The sequence below is a fragment of the uncultured Helicobacter sp. genome, assembly GCF_947367035.1.
GTDB lineage: Bacteria > Campylobacterota > Campylobacteria > Campylobacterales > Helicobacteraceae > Helicobacter_D.
In genome coordinates, this window is the sequence record NZ_CANBCA010000015.1 from 1 (window position 1) to 20,787 (window position 20,787).

Genomic DNA, 20,787 nt, shown 5'->3' on the forward strand with positions numbered 1-20,787 from the left:
TAAAGTGTTGGATTTAATGAAGTTTTGTTTTGTGTTGAAAATTATAGTTTTCAAACTTTTTATTGTATAAAACCATAGAATCTCAAGTCAAACCCAGCTTGTTAAAACAACACTTAAGAATAAAAGAACTTTTAGCTAACCTTTTGTGGTTTAGCTATGTGATTATATCGGATTAATTTTGAAAAAGATTAGAGAGTTTAGACAAAATTTTGAAAAAAATGCAAAAACTTAAAAATAATGCGATAATACAAAGCAGTATAATTACAACGATGATTTTACAGATAATCATTTTAACTCTTCTATAAATTAAGGGCTTAAATTACAACTGCAGGGGTTCAAACCTGTGGCTAACACTCTCTCAAATGCAATTATCACAATTTATTTTTCCGCTAATTTTTACCACCAATGTTTTTTGATAATTTTGTATTGAAAACTATAATTTTCAAACTTTTTTTTAAGACAATATTTCTGATATATTATAAGGTTAAAAGATTTAATATGAACTTTCAAGCAGATTTAAATTTAACTTCTAAAACTAATTACAAATCAAAAGAAAAATCTAAAGATATTGTAAGATTCAGTTCTATCTTTAATCAAGTTGCACTCAAAAACTTTACCAAAATTGATATGGATATATTATTTTTTATTGTGAAAAAAGTATATAACAAAAGTAAAAAGATTGTAAAGTTTGAAATTAATGAGCTAATCAATTTAATTGATTCCAATGGAACGAGATTCAAAAACAAGAATCGTCTTTTAGCTAATATAGAATCTTTCTGTGAGAAACTGCAAACTTCGTTTATCAAAAACTATGTGATTAATGGCAAAACCACTGATTTATATCGCATTACTTTATTCAATATCAGCTCGCACTATGAAAATGGAATCCTAAAATTTATCAATGTAAAAATTACTCCCGAAGCAGTTAGATTCTTTAACAATATTCAAGAATACAATCTCGTAGCTTTTTCATTAGAGGAATTTTCTTTTATTAGCTCCAAACACTCCAAAAACCTTTATAGAATCGCCAAGCAAATTGAAAGAAGCAAGAGCAAGAGTTGGGTTGTTAATTCCTTTCTTTTAGAAAACATTATGGATATTCAAGAAAGCCACAGGGCAGAAGAAAGGTTAAAGTCCTCAAGGATTAAACAATTCTACCTCTCCCCTGCTCTTAAAGAATTAAATGGGAAAAACTATTTAGGAAACCCCTATTTTGAAAACAAACTCATCTGTGAAACTATCAAAGAAAACAAAGTAACCACCAATAATAAAGTTACGCATAATATCGTAGCTTACAAGCTTTCTTTTGTGGAAGCAAATAATGTGGAATCTTAGATGAAAGGAAGAACAATGAAGCTATTAGACAAAGAAAGAAATCTTTTGTTAGAGGTAAGAGAAATGCAAGATATGTTTTGTCTTGAAGATTCTCTGCAAAACACTTTTCATAAGAAAAAAGAACAACAAGAGAATCTCATTTCTTTTTGTGAGAAATCTCTACATTCTTTGAATTATAAAACACAAGAAATCATCTTAGTAGCAGAATCCTCTCAAGAATTGTTTTTATTAAATGGACACAAAGAGGAAACATATCTATACAACCATAAGAGTGGATTGCAATTGAAGCAACCTAATCTATTTTAAAAAGGAGAAAAATGAATCAAGAGCCAAGCTTTGAATTACTCTTAAGGATTAAAGAGTTAGAATCAGAAACAAAATATAAAATAGAACAAGATAAAAACAATAAGAATCTATTTTATTTCACAGAACCCTACTCTGCAAAACCATTTGCAGCATTAGACTATAACAAGGAGATTGAAAATGCAAGAACCAATTTTAAGACAAGCACATTACGAGAATGTTCCACTATATTCCTTGAGCGAGTTAGAGGAATTATCAAGGAAAGAGAGAATAGAAGCAGAGCAGAGAGCAGAGAAAGCGAGGATTTACAGGCAGGAAGCAGAGCAGAGATTACAAGAAGAGGAAGAGAAATTAGCAGAAGCGAGGAGAGCGAGAATAGAAGCAGAGCAGAGACTAGCAGAAGAGGAAAAGAGATTGCAAGAAACGATGAAATTAGGAGAAGAGATAGGGAACTTTATCAATTCTATGACAGCAAAATATGGCAACAAGAATTAACTCCCTTAGAGAGAATAAAAGCATTAGAATTAAACAAAAAATTTGAGGAGCAACACAAGCAATCTGAACCTTACAGACAACAAGCACTCAAAGCTTATCAAAAAAGCGGAGCAACTCTTGCTCCAAACATAAAGAATCCACAAAATGAAATAACTTCAAATACACAATCGCAATCTCAAGAAATTGCTCCTCCTAATTATGAGGAGATTTTGAATGCAGATAAAGGATTCAGAACAGAGAAAACGATTCAATACACAATAGAACAAATTGCTAAAGAGTATCATTTGCCCATAGAGCAAGTTAAAAAAGAAGTAGATAGGATTCTACAAAGAGAAACAAAAGAGAATCCTAAAACTCAAGAACAAATACAATCTAAAACGCAAAATCAAGAAGCAAATAAAGTGCAAGACAAGGTTTTGCCACCTAAAAGAGAATCAAAAACATTAGAAAAACCTAAGCCTATACAAGACAAAGAACAATCTTTAGGTAGAGGACGATAAATGAAGCCTATCCTTGATGTGTGCTGTGGTGGCAGAATGTTTTATGCGGATAAAGAGAATCCTAATGTGCTGTTTTGCGACAAAAGATTCTTTGAAACCACCTTTAAAAAAGTGGGTAAAGACGAAAAGTTTAGCGTTAAACCCGATAGGATTGTAGATTTTAGAGATTTACCCTTTGAAAATGAAAGTTTTTATTTAGTGATTTTTGACCCTCCGCATATTCTAAGAGGAAGCCAAAAATCCTTTATGGTGCAAAAATATGGGAAGCTTGATAAATCCTATCGCAAGGATTTAGCTAAGGGATTTTGTGAATGTATGCGAGTGCTTAAGAGCAATGGAACTTTGATTTTTAAGTGGAGTGAAGCACAAATTGCACTAAGTGAGATTCTAAAGTGCTTCAATCAAGAACCCTTGCTTATGCAAAAGACTTCCAAAACCTCACACTTTTGCGTGTTTTATAAGGAGTAAATAATGAAATTCTATCAAAACAATAAATTGGTTGCCACATTAGAGAAAACAGGTGCTTGTCTAGGCGAAAATCCAAAAACCAATAAAATAGAAACGCTAAGCATTTGGGAGCTAAAAGATGATAGAGAAAATCAAATTCACGACCTTGTTCTAGATTTTAAAACTAAGATTTTCACTGCAGAAATGCTTAGGGGTATATGTAAAGAATTCAGAAGTGAATTAGATTTAAGTGATGGGAAAGTAGAAATTGTCGCAGACAATCAAGAGGAATTAGAAAAACAAAGAATTGTTTTGGATATAAAGGGGTAGAAAAATGATACCGACAAAATTAGATTTTAGAGTATGGAGCTACTATGATAAAAAATATTTACCTCCAGAGTTTAAAGGAAGTGAGATTTATATAAATGCTTTTGGACATATCGGCTATACCAACCCAAAAAATGATAATCCTTGCTTGCCACAAGATGAATTAGAAATTGAATTATTCACAGGCTTTAAAGATAAGAATCTTGCAAAGATTTATGAGGGAGATATAGTAAGATTTGGTAAAGATGAGGAAATATATCGTTTTGTTATATCTTTTAAAAATGGTTGTTTTAATGCCATAGATGAGAAAGAATGCAACATAATACCGATAACGCTATTTAGACATTCAGAACATTATACAATTCTAGGTAATATCCACGAAAACCCAGAGTTACTAGAATCTTTAGAGAATTAACAATGCAAAAGATTCAGAATCTCATTCAGTCTTACAAACCCTTAGATTTTAGCTCCATTGATGAAAATCTCTTAGGAGAGTTCCCTATTCTAAGAGAATGGCAAAAAGATGAGCTTTTTATGTCTTTTGTAGAAAGCACAAAAGGAAATTATTCTATTTTTAGATATTCTTGCACTTTAAATCTTGAATTGCATCTAATTCCCAATTCTCTCTTTGATTATTTAGAAAAAATCTTAGAGGCAAATAAAAACTTAAGGTTTAGTTTTGGGATTAATGAAATACAAGAACGCAAAATCCTTTTTTATTCTCTCCGCTATGATATACAAACAAAAGATATTTTGCTTAGTGAAAACCAAGTTTTCCTAAAAAAAGAAAAATCTACTTTTGTAGAATCTAAAATAGAGGAGAGAAAATTTATTATCCTCAAAGAAAACAACGAATGTGTTTTTAAAATCTACAAAAAGTGGAAAAGAGAAAATGGGGAATCCATAAAACAATTTAACACAAAAATTTTTAAAACAAAAGAATGCGATTATCTCTTTGGTGATGAAATTTTAAGAAATTGCTTTTTACAAAGAATCCATACTCCTATTCTTAAAGATTTGAATTTATTGCCCACTTTTCTTTTATCTTATCTCAAAGTAGATTTTAATCTATTAAAAGAATCTCATACTATCCAAGACTTTGTAGAATCAGCCTTAAATCTTAAAATCCCTTTTAATCTTAACAAGCTAGATTTATTCACTGCTCTATCCTTTGGAATCTTTTTACAATTCATAGAGGAAAAAGAACAAAACAAATTCTATCAATTTGTATTAAGCAAAGATTGCCCTAAAATAAAATCTGATGAAGCTTTTTTTGAACGAACTTGTGATATTTTTTACAAAAGAAAGAAATTTAAAGTCTTAAACCTCTATTATTATTACTTACTTAAAACAATCCAATTAAGAGGTGAGGAATACAAATACTACAATAATGAATTTATATTGAAAGATTATACAAAGTTAATCTATGAGACGAAGTCAAAGATTAATCTTAAAATCCAATCTCCCCAAAGAATTAGTCAAGAACACGATTTACTAATCAAAAAACTCAATGAAAGTAAGATTACAAAAAGTAAAAAATTAAAAATTCATCAATCTTTTATCCATTTGAAGCTACCTAAAAACTTTAAACTGCTTAAAACAGAAAGAGAGCTTTTTTTACAAGGAGAGAAGCAAAATAATTGTGTTTATACACGAAAAGATAAAGTCAATAGAGGCACAAGTGCAATCTATCATTTAGACTATCAAGGAGATTACACCTTAGAGATTTCAAAAAAGAAAGAGAAATTTATCCTCTATGAGATGAAAGGAAAGCATAATGTAGAACCAACAGAGGAGATTTATTCTTATGTGCAAAAGGAGTTAGAAAGAATCAATGCGAATCTTAAATTAAAGGAGTATCAAAAATGAAAATAGAATCTTTTAAGAAAAGGCTTACAGAGCTAAATCTCACAAAAAAAGAATTTGCCACCATTATCGGAATGCCTTATCAAACAGTAGCGAATTGGAATCAAAAGAATCAAACTTCTGCTTGGGTAGATTCGTGGTTAGAGAATTATGCAAAAGCAAAAAAGTATGACTTCTTAATAAGTTTGATAGCTGAACACATAGGCGTTAAGGAACTAATGGTTTTAAAGGATAAGGATAAAGGGAGTAAAAAATGAAACAAATAGCAGAAGCCTTAAGGCAGACATCTGAAGCGTTAGAAAATGTGATTCTAGGCTATGGAATTGGAATTTTGATTCCCTTAAGCTATTGTTGTATTGTAGTTTTTTATACTCTAAAACAAAAAATAACTTTAAGGGATAAAGGGGGTAAAAAATGACATCCCCCTATTCCTCAAAAACTTTTGAAGCAATATATTGACTAACGCTTAATCGCTTTTTTTCCGCTTTTTCTTTGATGATTTGATAATCACTTTCAGAGAAATAAAGGCTTACAATCTTTGTTTTCTTTTTCTCCTGATTAATTGGCTTTCGTCCTCTATTTGCCGATTTTTTGCTAATGAAATTTTCCACTTCGCTTTCTTTGATTTCTTTGTTTTTGGATTCAAATTTATTCATTGCTCACCTCGCTTATCTCCATTAATTCTTGAAAAACTTTTAGAAAATCCTCTCTTGCTCTTTTGGAATTTTTGATTCCCTCTTCCACAATGCCTTTACCCTGCAAGATTGCTTCTTTTAAGGCTTCTCGCTCAAAGAGGATATTTTTTAATAAGAAAAAATCATTTTGGGTGTTTTTATTCTTGATAAAGTCTTGAAATTCCCCTATTTTATAATGCAAAAATGGATTCGTTGTAGCTTTTGTAATAGCAACTACGCCCTTTAAATTCCCATTTATCTTTTTGGCTTCTTTGAGGTATTCTAACATTTTATCTAAAACCACCACATCTAAACCATTAGGGATAGTCGGAATAATGCAAATATCACTATAAATCATCGCACTACGCATTTCGGCAGAATCCCTACCCCCTGTATCTATTACAATATTTTGATAGCTTTTTCTTGCTTGTTTGATGAGCTCTTGTAATTCTTTGCTATGACTGCTTTTAAAATCAAAAGGCATATTTTTTTTCTCTCTGAAAGAAAGGAATGCACTAACGCTCTTTTGTGGGTCTAGGTCTATTACAAGGCATTTGCCCTGCTCGTTTAACTTGGTTGCAAGATTAATGGCAAAAGTTGTTTTGCCGCTACCGCCTTTTTCGTTACAAATGGAAAAAACCATTTTTACTCCTTTAATTTGAAATTATATAAATAAATATTTTATAATGTTTTAAAACATTATAAAATGTTATTAACATTTTAAAATATTTTATTAATCTCTATTTCTTTCAAAATTATTTTCTCTAGCCTTTGCTTCATTTCTGTAACGCTATCATCATCAAAAGGCGTTTCAAGAAATTTGATTAGCCGATATTCCTCATTAAGCTTTATTAAAACTCCAAGCTCCCTGTCTTCAAATCTTACCATATCAATAAAATCTAGCTTGAAAGCCTCTTGAAAATAATGCAAAATCTTTTCTTTTTCACATTCTTTAATGATGATAGAATGATTTTGTAAATTATGTCCGATGATTGTTGAAAAGTAGCGATTTTGAGATTCAGAAAAGTTTGAATTTGTTTGTAATATCGCCTGTATATTATAGCCCTCTTTCATTGCATAGCCTCCTTTGTGTCAATTCCATAATATTTAAACAAAGAGGGAATCCTCTTGTTTATTTCTTTTTCTTTCAAGTATTCCTTAAAGGCTTTCGTGCAAACAACCGACTTTAAAAGAAAAAGCTCTTGATTCTCCAAAGTTTGCAAGAAGCTTTGAAACTCCTTTTGCAACTGCAAGTAATAACTTTCTTTTCTGCGCATTATTGCCCCTTTTTGTTTCGCGATTCTTTTTGCAGCTCTTTAAACAAATCAAGCATTTTTCTAACCTCTGAATCATCACCAAGTTTAAAGCTAAGATAAATGAAAAGCACCATTTCTAAAGGGTCGTGTTCTCTTTGTTCAGGGTATCGCTGATACTCTCTACCGATAATCTCCAAATCGTCATTTACGATATACACTCCATTATCCCCATTATCAGTATCCGCTTCCTCATAGTTTATTTCCTCGCCATCAAATACCTTAAAAGAAATTTCAGAGAGCTTATCAAATCCGCCCCCCAAACTTCGTGCCACTTTTAAGAGTGGCTCTATACTATCCATTCCACCATTCCAATGTTGATAAATCGCCCTTGTTTTCTCTTTGTTTGTAATGACACACCTATTTCCCATTTTTACAACCTTTCTTTTTAATTTTTATGTTATAATTATACAATAAAAAAACTAAAAAATCAAGTTTTTTAATATATTTTTACAATAAAAAAAGTATTTTTTCTGTGATAATCCCGCCCCCACAACAACAATAAACTAACAACAAACTTTTTTCCCTTTTTTAAGGGGTATTCCCCATACATAACATACATAGATACCAAGCAAACTTTAAAACGCTATTTAGTATTGATTCTATATAATTTCGCTCATTCAAATTTCAAAATAAAGGAAAAGAAATGATGAAAAATCATTTTAAACTGCTGCTATTAGCAGGTATTACGAGTTTTTTTGTAGCGTGTGGGGATAATGGATTAGTCGCGCTTAAAAATAATGGCTATAATAGTGAGCTTTATGATTATGGAGTAAAGCAAGTGCAAGAAAAATATCCTGATTATAAACTATATTCTTATGAATCTTTAAAAAGTGTTCCATTCTTAAAACTAGGAGAAAAAGCTTTTGTGCGCTCAAGAGATTTTGTAGCAGAAATGACACAAGATAAAACAAAGCAATATGTAGATATGATTTTTGCCTACAAAAGCGATACAGACTATAAGCTTATCTATGTAGAATGCCTTAATACAAAAAAAGGTAATTCTTGCCCTTATATTGTTGATAAAACACAAGGATTGCACTAAATAAAAGGAGGAATCCCTCCTTCTCCTTTTCCTCCAAACATTTAATATTATGCAGGTTGCATTGGTTGCGGAATCGGATTTGGAATCGGAATCACATTACCCTTTTCATCGTGATAAGCGATTTCTATATCCCCGCTTGCTTTTATGCTTTTATCCTCTTCCTCTTGCACTTCAGTATCCATTGGCTTTTTATTGTTGCTCGCCTTTAAATCAAATTGTTTCACAATCACTTGCCACGACTGCCTATTTTTAATTTCTCCTGTTGCTTCGTCTGTTACTTGATAAAGCTCTGTCATCAACTCTCCATTTAAAAGAAAACCATTTCCTTTTGTTGTGTAAGTTACTGCTGTTTTTGCATTTTTACCAAATATCACGATTGGAATCCACGAAGTTTGCTCTACTTTTTGTCCTTTCTTGTTTGTCCAAGCCTTAGAGATTGCAAGGACATTTCTTGCAAACCATTTTTCGCCATTTGCTTCAGTGCTTATGTTGCTCTCCCATTCATTACCTAAATATCCACAGAGTGTTACGATATTCATTTACTATCCTTTAAAAATATTTTTTAACATTATAAAATGTTAAAAAATAGTTAAAAATATTTTAAAAAATTTTAAAAACATTAAAAACTATTTTTTAATATTTTATAATAGCTTGAAAATTGTCATTACGATTCCATTCACCCTATTCCACGCGCGATATTTGATTCTGCGTGGAATATTCTTATTTTTTGCTTTTAAAGCATTTGTCAATGAATGCGGAACACACTTGATAATCATCTTTGTAGCCTTTTGGTAATTCCAGATTATTTTTATTTGCTAAATCCTCTGCTAGTTTGATTTGTTTTTCGCTTGGTGGTTTAGGAGCTTTAGTCTTTTTTAGTTTTTCAATCAAAGCACTACACTCTTTAGAATCCTCATATATCTCTTTTGGAATCTCTATGCCCTGTTCTTTTGCTAGTTTTTCTGCATAGGCTATTTGTTTTTCGCTTGGTTTTGTGTCTTTTTCGTTAATGGGAGCAAATTCCATTTTTTGGTGTAGAGGTCGTATGAAGTCTGTATATTGTAATTCTCCTTTTGCAATACAATCTAAGACATTTTCCATTTCTTTAGTGAATTGGGCTTTTGTAATCCATTCCTCTTTGTTGTTTAGCGTTTCAATAAGGCTAATTCCTTTTTGTGTAGGAATAATAATGCTTTCTTTGCCTTTTTTCTCTAAAATAATATAGCTTCTCTCTATTAAAGTAGGGAGATAGGTCGCATAGGTGCTAGGTCGCCCTATTCCATTTTTTTCTAAAAGGGAGATGAAGTTACTTTCTTTATAGGAGCTTGGAGCTTTTTTCTTTACCTCTTGCGTATCAAGTTTAGCAATGGCAATCTCTTCTCCCTCGCTAAACTCTACTTCTTGAATCTCTTTATCTTCCTCCTCTTCGCTTATTTCTTCTGCAAACACGCCCTTAAAGCCTTTATACAAGCATTTTGTGCTTTTAATGTGAAAAAGCATTGCTTTAATCGTAAAGGTGTAGTCTGTAATGGAGTTAATACAATCTTTTGCCTGCGAAAGAATTGTATTTTGATAGATGAGTGTATAAAGAGATTTACAATCTCCTTGAAGTTCTTGTTTGATATTGGATTCTTGAATTAGAGATTCTATTTGGCTCTGTGAGTGGTAATGTGTGATTCTAATCGCTTCGTGTGCTTCTGCTTGGCTTTGTTCTCCTGCTTTATATTCTCGTCTTTGATACCATTCCTCATTGCTTAGATAAGATTGTAATTCGTCCAAAAACTCTTTGGAAAGCGCATTGGAATCCGTGCGATGATAGGTTATTAGTCCTTTTTCAAACAAGGCTTGTGCGCATTCCATTACTCTACTTGTAGAGATTCCTAAAGTCTTAGAGGCAAACTCTTGGAGTTGCGAAGTTCTAAGGGGGGCTTTGGGACTACTCTTAGTCTCTTTGCTTTCAATTTCGTAGCACTTTGCAATATTTGGCAAATCATTAATGATAGAAAGAGCCTCTTGCTTATCATTGTAAAGATTGTTGTTTATTAGATAAAATTCTTTACCATTTTTACTAGAAATTGCTTTAATTTTATAATCCACCTTTTCTTTTAAGGGCAGTTTCTCATAAGCTTCAATTTCTCGTTGTCTTTGCACGATTAAGGCTAATACAGGAGTTTGCACTCTACCTACACTAATTTTTTCTTTAAATACTCCCGAATATTTTGAACTTAGAATAAAGCCTACTAATTTATCCCCTACTGCCCTTGCTTTCCAACTTTCAAACATTTTCATATTGCTTTGTGAAAATGGAATCGCATTACAGATACCTTTATCAATCCCACTTTCTGTAATCTCAAAAAATTCTGCTCTTTTAATGCTCTTTGGTTTTTTGTTTTTCAGCATTTGATAAAAAAAGTAACCAATAGCGTAGCCCTCTCTGTCTGGGTCTGTGGCGATATAAACCTCTTTGCCCTCTGATTCTTTTATGGCATTAAAGATATTTTTCTTTTTTCTATCATCGGTAAAGTCAAAAATTGGCTCATAACTATCAAAATCTTTTAAAAAATCTTGCGTTAAACCTTTAAAGTGTCCTGCGGTTGCAATGACTTTTGCACCTGTGATTTTTTGGATTTTTTCCACTTTATTTGGGCTTTCAATGATGATAAGCGCATTGCTTAAATTCATTCTATCTCCTTTTTATTGAATTTATTTAAAAAAATCAGAAGTAGCACTTGTTTTTCCATTACTTATGCCACTTTGGCTCTTTTTAAAACCATCATATAATTTTGTTGCAGTTTGTCCCATAGGTAACATTGATGTTAAGCCTCTTCCTAATGCTGTTTTGATTCCTGCTCCTGCTATTAATCCTGCTCCCCCTGTCATTGCACCTGTTGTAACCGCAGAACCCGCGGCTTTTAGAGGTGCTAATCCTACTGCATCGTCATTTTGAGTGCCTAAAATTTGATTTACCCAACTTGGAACTTTCATTAAAATCATAATTGCAATGACTGCAACTATCATCAATCCTAAAGGCTTGAAAAATATAAATGTTAAACTTGCAATGACTTGCTCTAGTTGTGAAGCATTATCTGGTATTAACTCTACTTTATTCAATGCTACCATAGGGAAATTGCCTATAATCATTGCAATCGGCGCATACATAGAATAAGAAAGATAAAGCTTCAACCAAGAGAAAAAATATCCCCTTAGTTGATTCATCATTAAGCAAGGAATCACAATAGGCGCAATGGACAAAATGATTGTTGCCATAAACTTTGTAACGATACAAATGGAAGTAATAGCTAGGATTAAAATCATATAGGTTAGCCACATTAATCCCCAAAAGAACATATAAATGCCTGCATATATGGCACTGATAAATGTAGGGTCATCAAACATAACTCCTTTACCTTGTTTTTTAAAATATTTGAATAAACTTTCGTATATCGCGCTCATTCCATTATTTAAAGTATCAATCCCATTTCCAAAACTTGTCGCAAAATCTGTGCTTCCAAAACTTTGAGCAGTAATGGCAGAAACATAATTGATAGGCAAATCTAGCAAATTCAGAAACTCATAATAAGCCCCCTCGTTTCTCATTATGACATAAACAATGCTTACAATGACTATCCAAATCAAAGCTTGGTAAGCGTCTTCTTTGTCAATTCCGCCCTTATGCAATCTTTTGATGAGCCAAAAAATCGCAATTAATCCTATAAAAGAATAAGCCAATCCATTAAAAAATATTGCTTGTCCTACACCATAAATCATACCCACGAGATTGGAAGCAATTTCGTGTAATTGTCCAAAAAGTGATTCAAATAAGCCTTTTGCACTTTCCTCTCCCATTTAGATTCCTTTTGAAAAAGTTTGTGTTGAAAGAATGTTTGTTTGTGTTTTTTCTTGTATGGATTCTCCATTACAAGTTTGTGTTGTGATGATTTCTTTTTCTATTATGGCATTACCCTCTACTTGAGTAACGCGCTTTGTTGTCGTCTTTTGTAAAGGGATAGAATCTAATTCTAATTTATAAGGAATATCTCTTTTTTTAATATTTTCTTTGGTTTCTTGTGTTGTGATTTGGTTTGTTTTTGTGGGATTTGTTTCGTTTAATCCTAAAAAATTTAAAAAATTAAGTAACATTCTTTTCCTTTTGTTCGTTTAAAGGAAGCAAATGCTCCTTTAAAGATTCTAAAAAACTCTTGGCTGATTCTCTAAGAAATACTTAACAAATTATCGCCCTCTCCCTTGATTTTCTTTTTCTTGCGCTTTCTCTTGTGTTTGAAATTGCGCTTTGTTAATCATATTGATATGTGCTTGGGTTGGCGTATATTCTTGTCCTTTATTCTGCGCATTGATAAAACGCATTAAAGAATCCGCGACAACACCTTCAATACCAATTCTTTGGAGATTTGGTAGTCCATTGGCGATACCATTTGCTAGTTTTTCTCTGTAATTTTTAATCGCATTCATATCGCGCTCTTTAAATTGGCTCTTATCAAGCCCTTTAAATTCGCTAATATGGTAAAGTGATTTGGTTTGCAGTTTTGGCTCTGGCAAATCCACCCGCTCTTTCACGACATAGGTTCGCCCTGTTTTTTCACTAACTGCCGTCATTGGCTTATTGGTTTTTGGGTCAATTTTATCCCTTAGTTCCCAAGTAGCCATATACTCCAAGCGGTAACAAGGCGGTTTTTTGTCATAAGGTTCGCCCTCTTTTGTGATACCTTTGTAGCTTTTAAGTTCTCCTCCTAATTTCCAAGCGTCTTTAATCTCAATGAAATCATTGCTCTTATAGCCATTTCCATTAGCAAATGTTCTTAATAAAGCATTATTTAATCCCATAAAAGGCTTACCTGTTGCGACATCATAAGGAATGGTTTTATCCATTTTGTCCTGTGTCATTGGCTGATTCAAGAATAGTTTATCTCTTGTCGCATACATTGCGTGTGAGATAATCGCAACTTTTCCTTTATTGACATTTTCCAATCTTTCGGCATTGGTTGCTTTTTCCCAATCTATTCTTTTTTTGGGTTCTGCGACTGCTGTTTCTTCTACTGCTGGCATAATATTCTCCTTATCTAAAGTATCAAGATTTTAAAATCTAAAGTATCAAGATTCACGAAATCTAAAGTGTCCAAAATACTAAACAAAATTACTCGCTTTGGTCTCCGCTCTTAACTTCCAAATATTCTATTGGATTACCCTCCTTGTCATAATCAGAAGTTGGCTCTAATCCGCTTATTTGTGTTTCTTGCAGCAAATGCTCAAAATAAGTTTCATTAAATGCTCTAATCTCATCGGGAGTGTATTTCTCGTATGGATTAAATAGCTTAAGCGGTTTTTCCTCTGCTGTTGATTTAGAATCTTCAGTTGGCATTTTTGCTCCTTTAAAATTTTTTTAGCCTACATTCAGGGATAAACATAGGCTAAAATAAATCTAATACTTAGGTTAGACTTATTTTAGCTTACTATTATCGCAAACCTTAAGATTCTCCTTAAGGCTCTTCTGCTTCCTTGTTTTTAATTTCTTGGATAATGTCTTTAATTGTGTTGATTGGAATTTTATTTTCTGCCATTAGATTTCTCATTTGCTCTAGTTTAATTTCGGTTGGAGTAGTGTCCAAATCATCAGGGGAGGCTAAGTGAAGCAAGAAAGTTTTATATCCATTTTCCCCTAACGCCTTTTCAATATAAGCAATTTTATCTTTTGAAGTTTGCTCTGTTTCTGTGTTCTCTAATTTCTCCTCTGTTTGCGGATTTTCTGTATTTATTTCTTGTGTTTGTCGGATAATTTCTTGTTTTTCCTTTTCTGTAAAAGGTTGAATTGTGTCTAACACTTTCTGTTCTTCTTGCAATTCTTGTCTTATTGCTTCTTGTCTTTTTCTGCTCGCTAGGATTTGCTGTGCTTTTAGTTCATTTTTATCTATTACGATTTGCACATAAGGATTCACTCTTTGTGATTCATTATTCTCTTTAGTTGGAAATGGATTTTCATTGACAACTTGCATATAAGATTTTCTTGCGCTTTCACTTTCAGTTTCTATTTGCTCCTTTTCTGCTTCTGTTTTTTGGAGTTCTTGTTCGTTTTTTTCTTTTTCTATTTCCTCATTAGATTTTAGAGGAATTTTATCTGCGCCACTCCATTGTGGATTTTTAAACCAATAATTCACTTTTGCTTTAATAGGGTGTTTCACAAATCCACGCACTAGAATTAAAATATCTGTGTTAGGCATATTTAAAATATCTTGTGCTGGGACAAGCTCATATCCCTCGCTTGAAGTAGAATCACTAGATTTAATTAAATCCAAATTGCCCTGCGAGCGTGAAATCTTCTTTCTTGTAAATTTGCCTATCATTTTGCTTAACTCTTCGGCGTCTTTTGCAGAGTTCATCGTAAAGACAACTTGGTAGCCAACATTGCTTCTTAAGATATTCAAATCATCTTCACCATAGTATTTTTTTATCTGCTCATAGCTTTGTGTAATGTAGATTGGAATCAATCCATAACTTCTACAAAGCGCAGGAGCTTCTAATAAAAATGGCATTTTCCCAAAACGCACAAATTCATCACCAATAAAATAAATAAATTTATTGGGGTCAGAATTTCCCTCTCCACTCATCAATTTTTTAAACATTGTCTCTACAAAGATTCTAATTAGAGGAGCTAGAATATCAATATCCTCTGTTTGAATTACAATGTAGCAACTAATTTTTTCTTTTCTTAAATCATAGTAATCAAAGCTCATTTTTGAAGTCGCATTATCTACATTGGGATTCTGAAATACAGCCATAAAAGTGTCAAAGGTAGATTTCACACTTGCAAATTCATTGTCTGCGACAATGGTATAAGCATTAGCTTGATTTCTTGTAATGTCGTGCAAACTCTCATCATTTGCAACTGCTTTAAAAAAGGCTTTACTTGAATCTTTAGAGAGGTCTCTTTTGAGTTTTTGCGTAAATTCGTCCTGCGTTGCTAGTCCAAATTGCAATTTAATGTCATCAGGAATTACCTCATAAAAATCTTTTTTAGGGGCTTGAGCAATCTCTCCTAAACTTGTATGCTTATTTTTTTGCATAAAATAAGTAGCAAAGAAAGTAAATAATGTTTTGGCACTGACAATCCAATGGTCGTTTTCTTTACCTTTTTCACCTACAAAAATTGTTCCTGCGATTTGGTCTGCAAGTTGTTTCATCTTGACATAATCCATATCTACAATCACTTTTTTATCAAAAGGATTAAAAAACATTGTATTTTCACTAGGATAAAGGGGAGAGAATCGCAAAATTCTATGTCCAAATTTTTGCTGTCTATATCCTGCGCTAAGATAAAAAAGTTCTCCTTTAATGTCTAAAACTACCACAGAGCAAACAAGAGTAAAGAGATTGGGCAAAGCAATAGAAGCAGTTTTACCCGTTCCCGGCGGAGCAACAATCAAGCAAGATAGCGGGCTTACACACCTTAAGAATTGTTCTATTTCACCATTTTTCTTGTGCAAACAACCTAGCATCAAGCCTTGTTCGTTGTTAATTCCCATTTTTGCGAAATCCTCTTTTTTTGCAAAGGAAGCATTACCATAATCTTCCAAGCCTTTGCTGCTATGAATAAAGAAATACACAATTAAAACACCCAAAGGCATAAGCGCAAAAAGAATGGTTAAATAGGCTTTAAATTTTAATTTACCACTTGTTAAGTTTTGGAGCAACAAGAATCCTGTGTGAAAAATATCTGCAAAATTAGGATTAAAGATATATTTAACAGAAGCAAAGAAAAAGATGATTCCAAGAACAATACAAACAAATAAGCCTAAGAGCCATTGTTTCAATGTGATTTTTTTACCCATTATTTTGCCCTCTTATATTTTGGTTGTTTAAAAAGATTGTGGATTTTGTCTTTTTTTAAAACTTCTTTATATTCTGCAAGAATAGCTTTAATCTCATTCATATTTTTCACAATACTTTCTATTTGGCTATTTGATTCCTTGCCTGCATTGAGATGATAGGCAATTTGATTAATATTACTTCCTATGCGGTGGATATTGTCAATGAAAGTTTTATTGAGCATAATCAAATAAGAGATATTCTTGCTTTCTTGAGAATCGTCCTCCCTGAAGTAGTTTTCTTTAATCATTTCTCTAATGACTGCATTTTTTGTAATGCCTTTGCGATTCTTTAAGCTTTGTAGCATTTTTTGGTCGTTTTCATTAAGGTAAAATCCTACTCTTGTGCTTTTGATTTCTTTTTTCATTTTTCTACTCTATGCTATTAATGTCTATTTCTTTGAGATTTAGAATCTCTGCTACCACTCTTTGATTTTGTATGCGTTTAATCTGAATGATATAATCCACACCACTTGCAATGTAGGAATTAAGCATTTTAGTGTCGGGATTTTGCATTCCACCGCCTAGTGTTACATTAATCCCAATGGCTTTAATAGCGTCCTTTGGATTATTTGCGTGGAGAGTGCTTAAATTTCCCTCGTGTCCTGTATTAGAAGCCCTAAGAAAAGGCAAAGTATTACGCATATCAATTTCCCCTAACAATAATCTATCGGGTCTTAATCTCAAGGCATTGTCTATTGCCATTTTGTAGCTGTATTTATTGGTTTCTATCTTTGGCACTGCAAGTTGTAAAATATTTTGATTAGCAAGAGATAATTCTTGCGAATCCTCTATGGTTACAATTCTTTCATTTGAATCTATTTCACTAGCTAAGGCATTTAAAAAACTCGTTTTGCCTGTGCCTGTTCCTCCACTAATTAAAATACTCTTATGGTCGCGCACGAGCTGTTTAATCTTTTCGTAATCCCAACCTTGTTTTATGCAATTCTCACTCAAAACGAAGTTTTCTAATGCAAAACGCTGGTTGCTTGGAATCCTTATTGACATTCCTATTTTTGTGTTATATAAAACACTTTCGTGTTGCGCTTGCAATCTATATCTTAGATAAGGAGCTGGCAATTCACACGATAAGGTGGGATTATCCTTATTAAAATTCAATCCTCTTCTTGTAGCTAACTCTTTAACAAAGCTATCCAAAAAGAATATATTGAGCTTCTCATCGTGGATATATTCCCATTGTGTGCCTTTATCAAGACATATTTCAAATTCTCTATTGACAATTAATTCATTGGCATTTCCATTTTGCGTCCTATCTAAATATTTATCCAAATAGGTAAGCAATGTCTTTAGAATCCCGCTAATCTCTTGTGATTCTTTAATTACTTCAATGTTTGTCATATTCTAAGCTTTACTGCGCATTTTCTTCGTTGGTTTTTTTCTCTAAAGCGAGGATTTCTTCTAATATTTTCTGTGCTTTTATCTTTTGCGAATGCAGTTTTGCTTCATCTTTTTGAATCTGTTTCACCAACTTTAAAAGAGATTCTTTTTTTCTTTCAAGTGTTTTGTTGTTTTGATACATAGTGTTAATAAATTCTGTTACATTTTCAAAATTCATATTTTCTCCTTATTTAAAATATTGCGTCATAATTTCATTTTTCTTAGGTTTTGGAAACCAAATGTGGTGCGTTGGCACAATAAAAATTCTACTTCCTGCTTTAATTTCTACAACGGGTTTAATTGTTTTTTGCTGTGCTAAGATTTCTTGCACGATTGCACTTAAATCGGTTTGGGTTTGACTATAAATAGAATCGCTGTATTGATTAGAATTGCTATTGTTATCGCGCGTAGCAATGGATAGTAGCAATACATTAGTAAGAGTTGAGAGCGTGTAAGGAATCCCAAAGCGTTGCCACATTCTATTATTTAAATCACCCTCTACCCCGCTTCTGCCCATAGAATCTGAAGTCTTAGCGTCAGTAAGTAAGATATTCACGCCTTGAGGAGTGATGATTTCTCTCCATTCTATTTGCAATCTTGCGTGTCCTGTGATTTCACTGCTGCTCTGATAATAACCAATCGCCTTACTGCCTCTTGGAATCATTACCGCTCTGCCCATTGTGGCATAAATGTCCTCTTCAATCTGCGCACTGACAATCCCTGCTAAGTCGCTTGAAATTGCTGTGGTTAAAGTAGCTGGGATTAGTCGCCCTGCCCTTACCATTCTAAAGAGCTTGTGTTCATTAGTTGCATTGTCAATATTTTCTTGATTAGAAAAAGAATCTACTCCATAAGGATTAGCACCTCGTGAGAAATAAATTTCTTGATTGCCTCTTTCTGCAAGAATAGAATCACGCAATAAAATATCCATTCTTTGTTGCGGTGTAAGATTTACTTTCTTTTTAGTAGATTGCTGTGGAGCTAACTTCTCTTGTTTTGTTTCTGCTTTCTTTTGAATTTCTGCTATTTTTCTTTCAAACTCTTCTTCTTTGGCTCTAAGTTCTGATTCCTTATCTATTGTAGTTTTAATTTCATTGTTTTTTTCAAACTCTACAATATTGTTAGGATTTGCCTTTTTCTTATAAGTATAATCATCTAATGGAAATTTAGAATCAAAGAGATAATCTAAGCTTTGTTGATGAATTGCCTTTTCGTCTTTTAAAATATTTTCGCTAGGATTTGCTAAAGCAAAAAATGGAGAAAGAGTTAAGGCAATAAATGGAAGCTTTTTCATTTTTGAGCCTTTTGTTCTTTTGATTTTTCTTTATCTTTGTTGTCTATTTTTTCAATACAGACATAAGATTCTCCACTCCAAATTGTCCATTTATCGTTTCTAGTCTCTGCGATAATCCAATCGCCGATGACTTTTGTTTCCACAGGTGTATCATACTTGTCAATAACTGCAAAAACTGCTGGAATCTTGCCATTGTTCTTTTTTTCATATTTGAAGTAAGTAAAAGTGTCATCACTAAAAACTTCGCTAGGAATGAGCCATTCATTGTATTTTTTTGCTTTTTTGCTGTAAGAGAAATTCATTTGTTCTCTTTCCACTTTAATTTCTGCGATTCCTTCTTTAATTACAAAGTATTTTCTAGCTTCTTCCTCCATTTGCTCTTGCGTTAAAATTCTGCTCTCATCATCAAGAATCTTAACAAGCAAGTTCGGCAATTCCTTATTTTTATAATCGGTGGAATAGAGGAAAAAATTATGGATTTTTTTGTCTCTTGTGAAAATCGTTAGATTTGTATCAATGCCGATTAAAAAAGGTTTTACACTAATGGCATTGGGCATATTGGGTATTTCTTCTACCTTATATCCGCTTTGGTCGCCCAAAATATAGCTTTCTACCTCACTTTCAAAAATGATAGTGGTAGCCATTGTGAAGCGTGTGCGGATTTTTTGTGTTTTGTTCTCTTCATAAGGGATTTGTATTGTATTCTCAAATCCTGTATATTTCTTTTCTAAAAACTTTTTTTGCACTGCCCTTAAATCTTTATTTCTTATTGCCTGTTTCATTAAGAGTAACTGCTCTTCAGTGTAAGCTGGAATTTCTTGTGGATATGATTGCGGTTGTTCGTATTGCATTGGTGGAGTATAGCTCTCTTGATTGCTATGAATGCTTACATTATTGGAAATATATTTATTCTTATCCTCTGTGGTAGGCTTTTGTGCAAACAAAGATTCTCCGCTTTGTTGCCTTGTTGCCATTATTCTATCCACTTCCTCTTGTCGCTCTTGTATAATAGCTTCTATTTCGGGTTGGTTTAAAGCATTTGGGTCATTTGCTAACAAGATATTGCAAAAAAGCAAGCTATTAATAGTGATTGTTGCGATAGATTTTTTCATTTTTTACCCTTTATTGCGCAATAGCTTTCATTGTTCCGTCTTTTTCAATATTGACTTTACTTAAGGCATATTCATAGACGATAAATCCTGTTGGATTTAATGGAATCGCATTTTCTCTAATCTCTTTTGGTTCAAATCCAAATTTAAGTGTAGCCTTGTAGCGTTGGTAGCCTGTTTGTAACTCGCCTTGTCTTTCTTTTGCAATAAATTCTACGGTTGCGACATCTTGGCTTAGAATTTGGCTATTGATGATTTCAATTTCTCGGTAAAGATTCCTTGTTTGATAAATTGAACCACTTTGAGTTACTGCTTGTTGAAATATTTTATAAACTTTATTTTCGCTTTGTAGTGCTACTTCTCTGTAACGCATATCATCATCAATGCGGTTGATTGTTTCTCGCTTAATCACATAACCTGCTAAAAGCGATTTCAAAAGCGCAATGTCGTTACGCACATTAAAACCTTGCGTTTCTATTCTAAAAAAACTTCCTTGTGGCTCTGAAAAGAAAACTAAATAAGGTTTTGTTTCTTTTAGTGGCATTAGAATCGCAAGTGTAAAAAGGGCTAAAAACAACAATCCGCTTAGAATCACAACTAGAATAAATAGGATTTTTGTAATATTTTTTTCTAATTGAAAAATATAATTTGGGTCTTTTAAATTTATCATCTCTAGCCTCTATCTTTTTGTAAGACTGCGACATCATAACAAGCGCAAGGACTTCTTTTAATGGCGTGTTTGCTGCTACAAGAACTAAAAGTTACACCTACAATTACCAAACTTAAAATCAAAATCTTTTTCAT

At 32.7% G+C, this 20,787-nt stretch carries 29 protein-coding genes; 10 read left to right on the plus strand and 19 right to left on the minus strand.

Annotation, left to right across the window (positions count from 1 at the left end; genetic code table 11):
• The first annotated feature begins 498 nt into the window (after positions 1-498).
• The 9 genes from Q0Y61_RS06135 to Q0Y61_RS06175 are packed head-to-tail and all read left to right on the plus strand — an operon-like array spanning position 499 to position 5,691.
• Positions 499-1,335, plus strand: a complete 837-nt coding sequence (locus tag Q0Y61_RS06135; protein WP_297812994.1) for a replication initiation protein — start codon at positions 499-501, stop codon at positions 1,333-1,335.
• Positions 1,336-1,350: 15 nt separating this feature from the next.
• A complete protein-coding gene (locus tag Q0Y61_RS06140) occupies positions 1,351-1,641 on the plus strand; it encodes a hypothetical protein (RefSeq protein WP_297812996.1) in 291 nt (96 codons plus the stop codon).
• A gap of 11 nt (positions 1,642-1,652) precedes the next feature.
• Positions 1,653-2,633, plus strand: coding sequence for a hypothetical protein (locus Q0Y61_RS06145; protein ID WP_297812998.1), 981 nt, complete (start codon positions 1,653-1,655; stop codon positions 2,631-2,633).
• On the plus strand, positions 2,634-3,101 hold the full coding sequence (locus tag Q0Y61_RS06150; RefSeq protein ID WP_297813001.1) for an SAM-dependent methyltransferase: 468 nt from the start codon (positions 2,634-2,636) through the stop codon (positions 3,099-3,101).
• Positions 3,102-3,104: 3 nt separating this feature from the next.
• On the plus strand, positions 3,105-3,410 hold the full coding sequence (locus Q0Y61_RS06155; protein WP_297813005.1) for a hypothetical protein: 306 nt from the start codon (positions 3,105-3,107) through the stop codon (positions 3,408-3,410).
• A gap of 4 nt (positions 3,411-3,414) precedes the next feature.
• A complete protein-coding gene (locus tag Q0Y61_RS06160; RefSeq protein WP_297813008.1) occupies positions 3,415-3,822 on the plus strand; it encodes a YopX family protein in 408 nt (135 codons plus the stop codon).
• Between the two features lie 2 nt (positions 3,823-3,824).
• Entirely contained in the window at positions 3,825-5,276 is a 1,452-nt protein-coding gene (locus tag Q0Y61_RS06165; RefSeq protein ID WP_297813011.1) for a PcfJ domain-containing protein, read from the plus strand.
• Entirely contained in the window at positions 5,273-5,530 is a 258-nt protein-coding gene (locus tag Q0Y61_RS06170; RefSeq protein WP_297813015.1) for a hypothetical protein, read from the plus strand. The genes Q0Y61_RS06165 and Q0Y61_RS06170 overlap by 4 nt, the downstream gene beginning before the upstream one ends.
• The gene (locus tag Q0Y61_RS06175) at positions 5,527-5,691 is read left to right on the plus strand and encodes a hypothetical protein (RefSeq protein WP_297813018.1); all 165 of its coding nucleotides are present in this window, start codon (positions 5,527-5,529) and stop codon (positions 5,689-5,691) included. Before Q0Y61_RS06170 ends, Q0Y61_RS06175 begins: the two co-directional genes overlap by 4 nt.
• Before the next feature lie 7 nt (positions 5,692-5,698).
• On the opposite strand, the gene Q0Y61_RS06180 is transcribed toward Q0Y61_RS06175, so the two are convergent.
• The 5 genes from Q0Y61_RS06180 to Q0Y61_RS06200 all read right to left on the minus strand — a co-directional run bounded on the left by Q0Y61_RS06180 (position 5,699) and on the right by Q0Y61_RS06200 (position 7,631).
• Positions 5,699-5,929: a ribbon-helix-helix domain-containing protein gene (locus Q0Y61_RS06180; protein ID WP_297813021.1), complete on the minus strand. Its 231-nt coding sequence runs from the start codon at positions 5,927-5,929 to the stop codon at positions 5,699-5,701.
• Complete coding sequence (locus Q0Y61_RS06185) at positions 5,922-6,590, minus strand: ParA family protein (RefSeq protein WP_297813025.1); 669 nt, start codon at positions 6,588-6,590, stop codon at positions 5,922-5,924. The genes Q0Y61_RS06180 and Q0Y61_RS06185 overlap by 8 nt, the downstream gene beginning before the upstream one ends.
• A gap of 77 nt (positions 6,591-6,667) precedes the next feature.
• Positions 6,668-7,021 (minus strand): hypothetical protein, encoded by a 354-nt coding sequence (locus Q0Y61_RS06190; protein ID WP_297813028.1) that lies wholly within the window; start codon positions 7,019-7,021, stop codon positions 6,668-6,670.
• Positions 7,018-7,224 (minus strand): hypothetical protein, encoded by a 207-nt coding sequence (locus Q0Y61_RS06195; protein WP_297813031.1) that lies wholly within the window; start codon positions 7,222-7,224, stop codon positions 7,018-7,020. Before Q0Y61_RS06195 ends, Q0Y61_RS06190 begins: the two co-directional genes overlap by 4 nt.
• Positions 7,224-7,631, minus strand: a complete 408-nt coding sequence (locus Q0Y61_RS06200; protein WP_297813033.1) for a hypothetical protein — start codon at positions 7,629-7,631, stop codon at positions 7,224-7,226. The genes Q0Y61_RS06195 and Q0Y61_RS06200 overlap by 1 nt, the downstream gene beginning before the upstream one ends.
• A gap of 275 nt (positions 7,632-7,906) precedes the next feature.
• On the opposite strand from Q0Y61_RS06200, the gene Q0Y61_RS06205 reads away from it, so the two are divergent.
• Positions 7,907-8,305, plus strand: a complete 399-nt coding sequence (locus tag Q0Y61_RS06205) for a hypothetical protein (RefSeq protein WP_297813036.1) — start codon at positions 7,907-7,909, stop codon at positions 8,303-8,305.
• A gap of 47 nt (positions 8,306-8,352) precedes the next feature.
• Here Q0Y61_RS06205 and Q0Y61_RS06210 read toward each other — a convergent pair whose 3' ends face one another.
• From Q0Y61_RS06210 to Q0Y61_RS06275, 14 genes are all read right to left on the minus strand, one after another.
• Positions 8,353-8,844 (minus strand): single-stranded DNA-binding protein, encoded by a 492-nt coding sequence (locus Q0Y61_RS06210; protein WP_297813039.1) that lies wholly within the window; start codon positions 8,842-8,844, stop codon positions 8,353-8,355.
• A gap of 181 nt (positions 8,845-9,025) precedes the next feature.
• Positions 9,026-10,987, minus strand: coding sequence for a type IA DNA topoisomerase (locus tag Q0Y61_RS06215; RefSeq protein WP_297813042.1), 1,962 nt, complete (start codon positions 10,985-10,987; stop codon positions 9,026-9,028).
• Positions 10,988-11,008: 21 nt separating this feature from the next.
• Positions 11,009-12,151 carry a type IV secretion system protein gene (locus Q0Y61_RS06220; protein WP_297813045.1) on the minus strand — a complete coding sequence of 381 codons (1,143 nt, stop codon included), beginning with the start codon at positions 12,149-12,151 and terminating at the stop codon, positions 11,009-11,011.
• The gene (locus Q0Y61_RS06225) at positions 12,152-12,445 is read right to left on the minus strand and encodes a hypothetical protein (protein ID WP_297813048.1); all 294 of its coding nucleotides are present in this window, start codon (positions 12,443-12,445) and stop codon (positions 12,152-12,154) included.
• Positions 12,446-12,535: 90 nt separating this feature from the next.
• A complete protein-coding gene (locus Q0Y61_RS06230) occupies positions 12,536-13,369 on the minus strand; it encodes a hypothetical protein (RefSeq protein WP_297813051.1) in 834 nt (277 codons plus the stop codon).
• Positions 13,370-13,457: 88 nt separating this feature from the next.
• A complete protein-coding gene (locus Q0Y61_RS06235; protein WP_297813054.1) occupies positions 13,458-13,682 on the minus strand; it encodes a hypothetical protein in 225 nt (74 codons plus the stop codon).
• Positions 13,683-13,800: 118 nt separating this feature from the next.
• The gene (locus Q0Y61_RS06240) at positions 13,801-16,146 is read right to left on the minus strand and encodes a type IV secretory system conjugative DNA transfer family protein (protein WP_297813057.1); all 2,346 of its coding nucleotides are present in this window, start codon (positions 16,144-16,146) and stop codon (positions 13,801-13,803) included.
• The gene (gene mobC, locus Q0Y61_RS06245) at positions 16,146-16,550 is read right to left on the minus strand and encodes a plasmid mobilization relaxosome protein MobC (RefSeq protein WP_297813060.1); all 405 of its coding nucleotides are present in this window, start codon (positions 16,548-16,550) and stop codon (positions 16,146-16,148) included. Before mobC ends, Q0Y61_RS06240 begins: the two co-directional genes overlap by 1 nt.
• Before the next feature lie 4 nt (positions 16,551-16,554).
• The gene (locus Q0Y61_RS06250; protein WP_297813064.1) at positions 16,555-17,541 is read right to left on the minus strand and encodes an ATPase, T2SS/T4P/T4SS family; all 987 of its coding nucleotides are present in this window, start codon (positions 17,539-17,541) and stop codon (positions 16,555-16,557) included.
• 10 nt (positions 17,542-17,551) lie between these two features.
• Complete coding sequence (locus Q0Y61_RS06255) at positions 17,552-17,758, minus strand: hypothetical protein (RefSeq protein ID WP_297813067.1); 207 nt, start codon at positions 17,756-17,758, stop codon at positions 17,552-17,554.
• Between the two features lie 9 nt (positions 17,759-17,767).
• Positions 17,768-18,874, minus strand: a complete 1,107-nt coding sequence (locus Q0Y61_RS06260; protein ID WP_297813070.1) for a DNA type IV secretion system protein ComB10 — start codon at positions 18,872-18,874, stop codon at positions 17,768-17,770.
• Positions 18,871-19,986: a TrbG/VirB9 family P-type conjugative transfer protein gene (locus Q0Y61_RS06265; protein WP_297813074.1), complete on the minus strand. Its 1,116-nt coding sequence runs from the start codon at positions 19,984-19,986 to the stop codon at positions 18,871-18,873. Before Q0Y61_RS06265 ends, Q0Y61_RS06260 begins: the two co-directional genes overlap by 4 nt.
• A gap of 10 nt (positions 19,987-19,996) precedes the next feature.
• Positions 19,997-20,653 (minus strand): VirB8/TrbF family protein, encoded by a 657-nt coding sequence (locus tag Q0Y61_RS06270; protein WP_297813077.1) that lies wholly within the window; start codon positions 20,651-20,653, stop codon positions 19,997-19,999.
• A 2-nt stretch (positions 20,654-20,655) separates the two neighbouring features.
• Positions 20,656-20,787 carry a hypothetical protein gene (locus Q0Y61_RS06275; RefSeq protein WP_297813080.1) on the minus strand — a complete coding sequence of 44 codons (132 nt, stop codon included), beginning with the start codon at positions 20,785-20,787 and terminating at the stop codon, positions 20,656-20,658.

Excerpts from the sequence above, each read along its gene's own strand:
- Q0Y61_RS06200 (WP_297813033.1), bottom strand. The coding sequence starts at position 7,631 with ATGGGAAATAGGTGTGTCATTACAAACAAAGAGAAAACAAGGGCGATT.
- Q0Y61_RS06190 (WP_297813028.1), bottom strand. The coding sequence starts at position 7,021 with ATGAAAGAGGGCTATAATATACAGGCGATATTACAAACAAATTCAAAC.
- Q0Y61_RS06225 (WP_297813048.1), bottom strand. The coding sequence starts at position 12,445 with ATGTTACTTAATTTTTTAAATTTTTTAGGATTAAACGAAACAAATCCC.
- Q0Y61_RS06235 (WP_297813054.1), bottom strand. The coding sequence starts at position 13,682 with ATGCCAACTGAAGATTCTAAATCAACAGCAGAGGAAAAACCGCTTAAG.
- Q0Y61_RS06185 (WP_297813025.1), bottom strand. The coding sequence starts at position 6,590 with ATGGTTTTTTCCATTTGTAACGAAAAAGGCGGTAGCGGCAAAACAACT.
- Q0Y61_RS06140 (WP_297812996.1), top strand. The coding sequence starts at position 1,351 with ATGAAGCTATTAGACAAAGAAAGAAATCTTTTGTTAGAGGTAAGAGAA.
- Q0Y61_RS06265 (WP_297813074.1), bottom strand. The coding sequence starts at position 19,986 with ATGAAAAAATCTATCGCAACAATCACTATTAATAGCTTGCTTTTTTGC.
- Q0Y61_RS06270 (WP_297813077.1), bottom strand. The coding sequence starts at position 20,653 with ATGATAAATTTAAAAGACCCAAATTATATTTTTCAATTAGAAAAAAAT.
- Q0Y61_RS06155 (WP_297813005.1), top strand. The coding sequence starts at position 3,105 with ATGAAATTCTATCAAAACAATAAATTGGTTGCCACATTAGAGAAAACA.
- Q0Y61_RS06135 (WP_297812994.1), top strand. The coding sequence starts at position 499 with ATGAACTTTCAAGCAGATTTAAATTTAACTTCTAAAACTAATTACAAA.
- Q0Y61_RS06170 (WP_297813015.1), top strand. The coding sequence starts at position 5,273 with ATGAAAATAGAATCTTTTAAGAAAAGGCTTACAGAGCTAAATCTCACA.
- Q0Y61_RS06175 (WP_297813018.1), top strand. The coding sequence starts at position 5,527 with ATGAAACAAATAGCAGAAGCCTTAAGGCAGACATCTGAAGCGTTAGAA.
- Q0Y61_RS06150 (WP_297813001.1), top strand. The coding sequence starts at position 2,634 with ATGAAGCCTATCCTTGATGTGTGCTGTGGTGGCAGAATGTTTTATGCG.
- Q0Y61_RS06165 (WP_297813011.1), top strand. The coding sequence starts at position 3,825 with ATGCAAAAGATTCAGAATCTCATTCAGTCTTACAAACCCTTAGATTTT.
- Q0Y61_RS06260 (WP_297813070.1), bottom strand. The coding sequence starts at position 18,874 with ATGAAAAAGCTTCCATTTATTGCCTTAACTCTTTCTCCATTTTTTGCT.
- Q0Y61_RS06250 (WP_297813064.1), bottom strand. The coding sequence starts at position 17,541 with ATGACAAACATTGAAGTAATTAAAGAATCACAAGAGATTAGCGGGATT.
- Q0Y61_RS06160 (WP_297813008.1), top strand. The coding sequence starts at position 3,415 with ATGATACCGACAAAATTAGATTTTAGAGTATGGAGCTACTATGATAAA.
- Q0Y61_RS06210 (WP_297813039.1), bottom strand. The coding sequence starts at position 8,844 with ATGAATATCGTAACACTCTGTGGATATTTAGGTAATGAATGGGAGAGC.
- mobC (WP_297813060.1), bottom strand. The coding sequence starts at position 16,550 with ATGAAAAAAGAAATCAAAAGCACAAGAGTAGGATTTTACCTTAATGAA.
- Q0Y61_RS06255 (WP_297813067.1), bottom strand. The coding sequence starts at position 17,758 with ATGAATTTTGAAAATGTAACAGAATTTATTAACACTATGTATCAAAAC.
- Q0Y61_RS06215 (WP_297813042.1), bottom strand. The coding sequence starts at position 10,987 with ATGAATTTAAGCAATGCGCTTATCATCATTGAAAGCCCAAATAAAGTG.
- Q0Y61_RS06195 (WP_297813031.1), bottom strand. The coding sequence starts at position 7,224 with ATGCGCAGAAAAGAAAGTTATTACTTGCAGTTGCAAAAGGAGTTTCAA.
- Q0Y61_RS06240 (WP_297813057.1), bottom strand. The coding sequence starts at position 16,146 with ATGGGTAAAAAAATCACATTGAAACAATGGCTCTTAGGCTTATTTGTT.
- Q0Y61_RS06180 (WP_297813021.1), bottom strand. The coding sequence starts at position 5,929 with ATGAATAAATTTGAATCCAAAAACAAAGAAATCAAAGAAAGCGAAGTG.
- Q0Y61_RS06220 (WP_297813045.1), bottom strand. The coding sequence starts at position 12,151 with ATGGGAGAGGAAAGTGCAAAAGGCTTATTTGAATCACTTTTTGGACAA.
- Q0Y61_RS06230 (WP_297813051.1), bottom strand. The coding sequence starts at position 13,369 with ATGCCAGCAGTAGAAGAAACAGCAGTCGCAGAACCCAAAAAAAGAATA.
- Q0Y61_RS06145 (WP_297812998.1), top strand. The coding sequence starts at position 1,653 with ATGAATCAAGAGCCAAGCTTTGAATTACTCTTAAGGATTAAAGAGTTA.
- Q0Y61_RS06205 (WP_297813036.1), top strand. The coding sequence starts at position 7,907 with ATGATGAAAAATCATTTTAAACTGCTGCTATTAGCAGGTATTACGAGT.
- Q0Y61_RS06275 (WP_297813080.1), bottom strand. The coding sequence starts at position 20,787 with ATGAAAAAGATTTTGATTTTAAGTTTGGTAATTGTAGGTGTAACTTTT.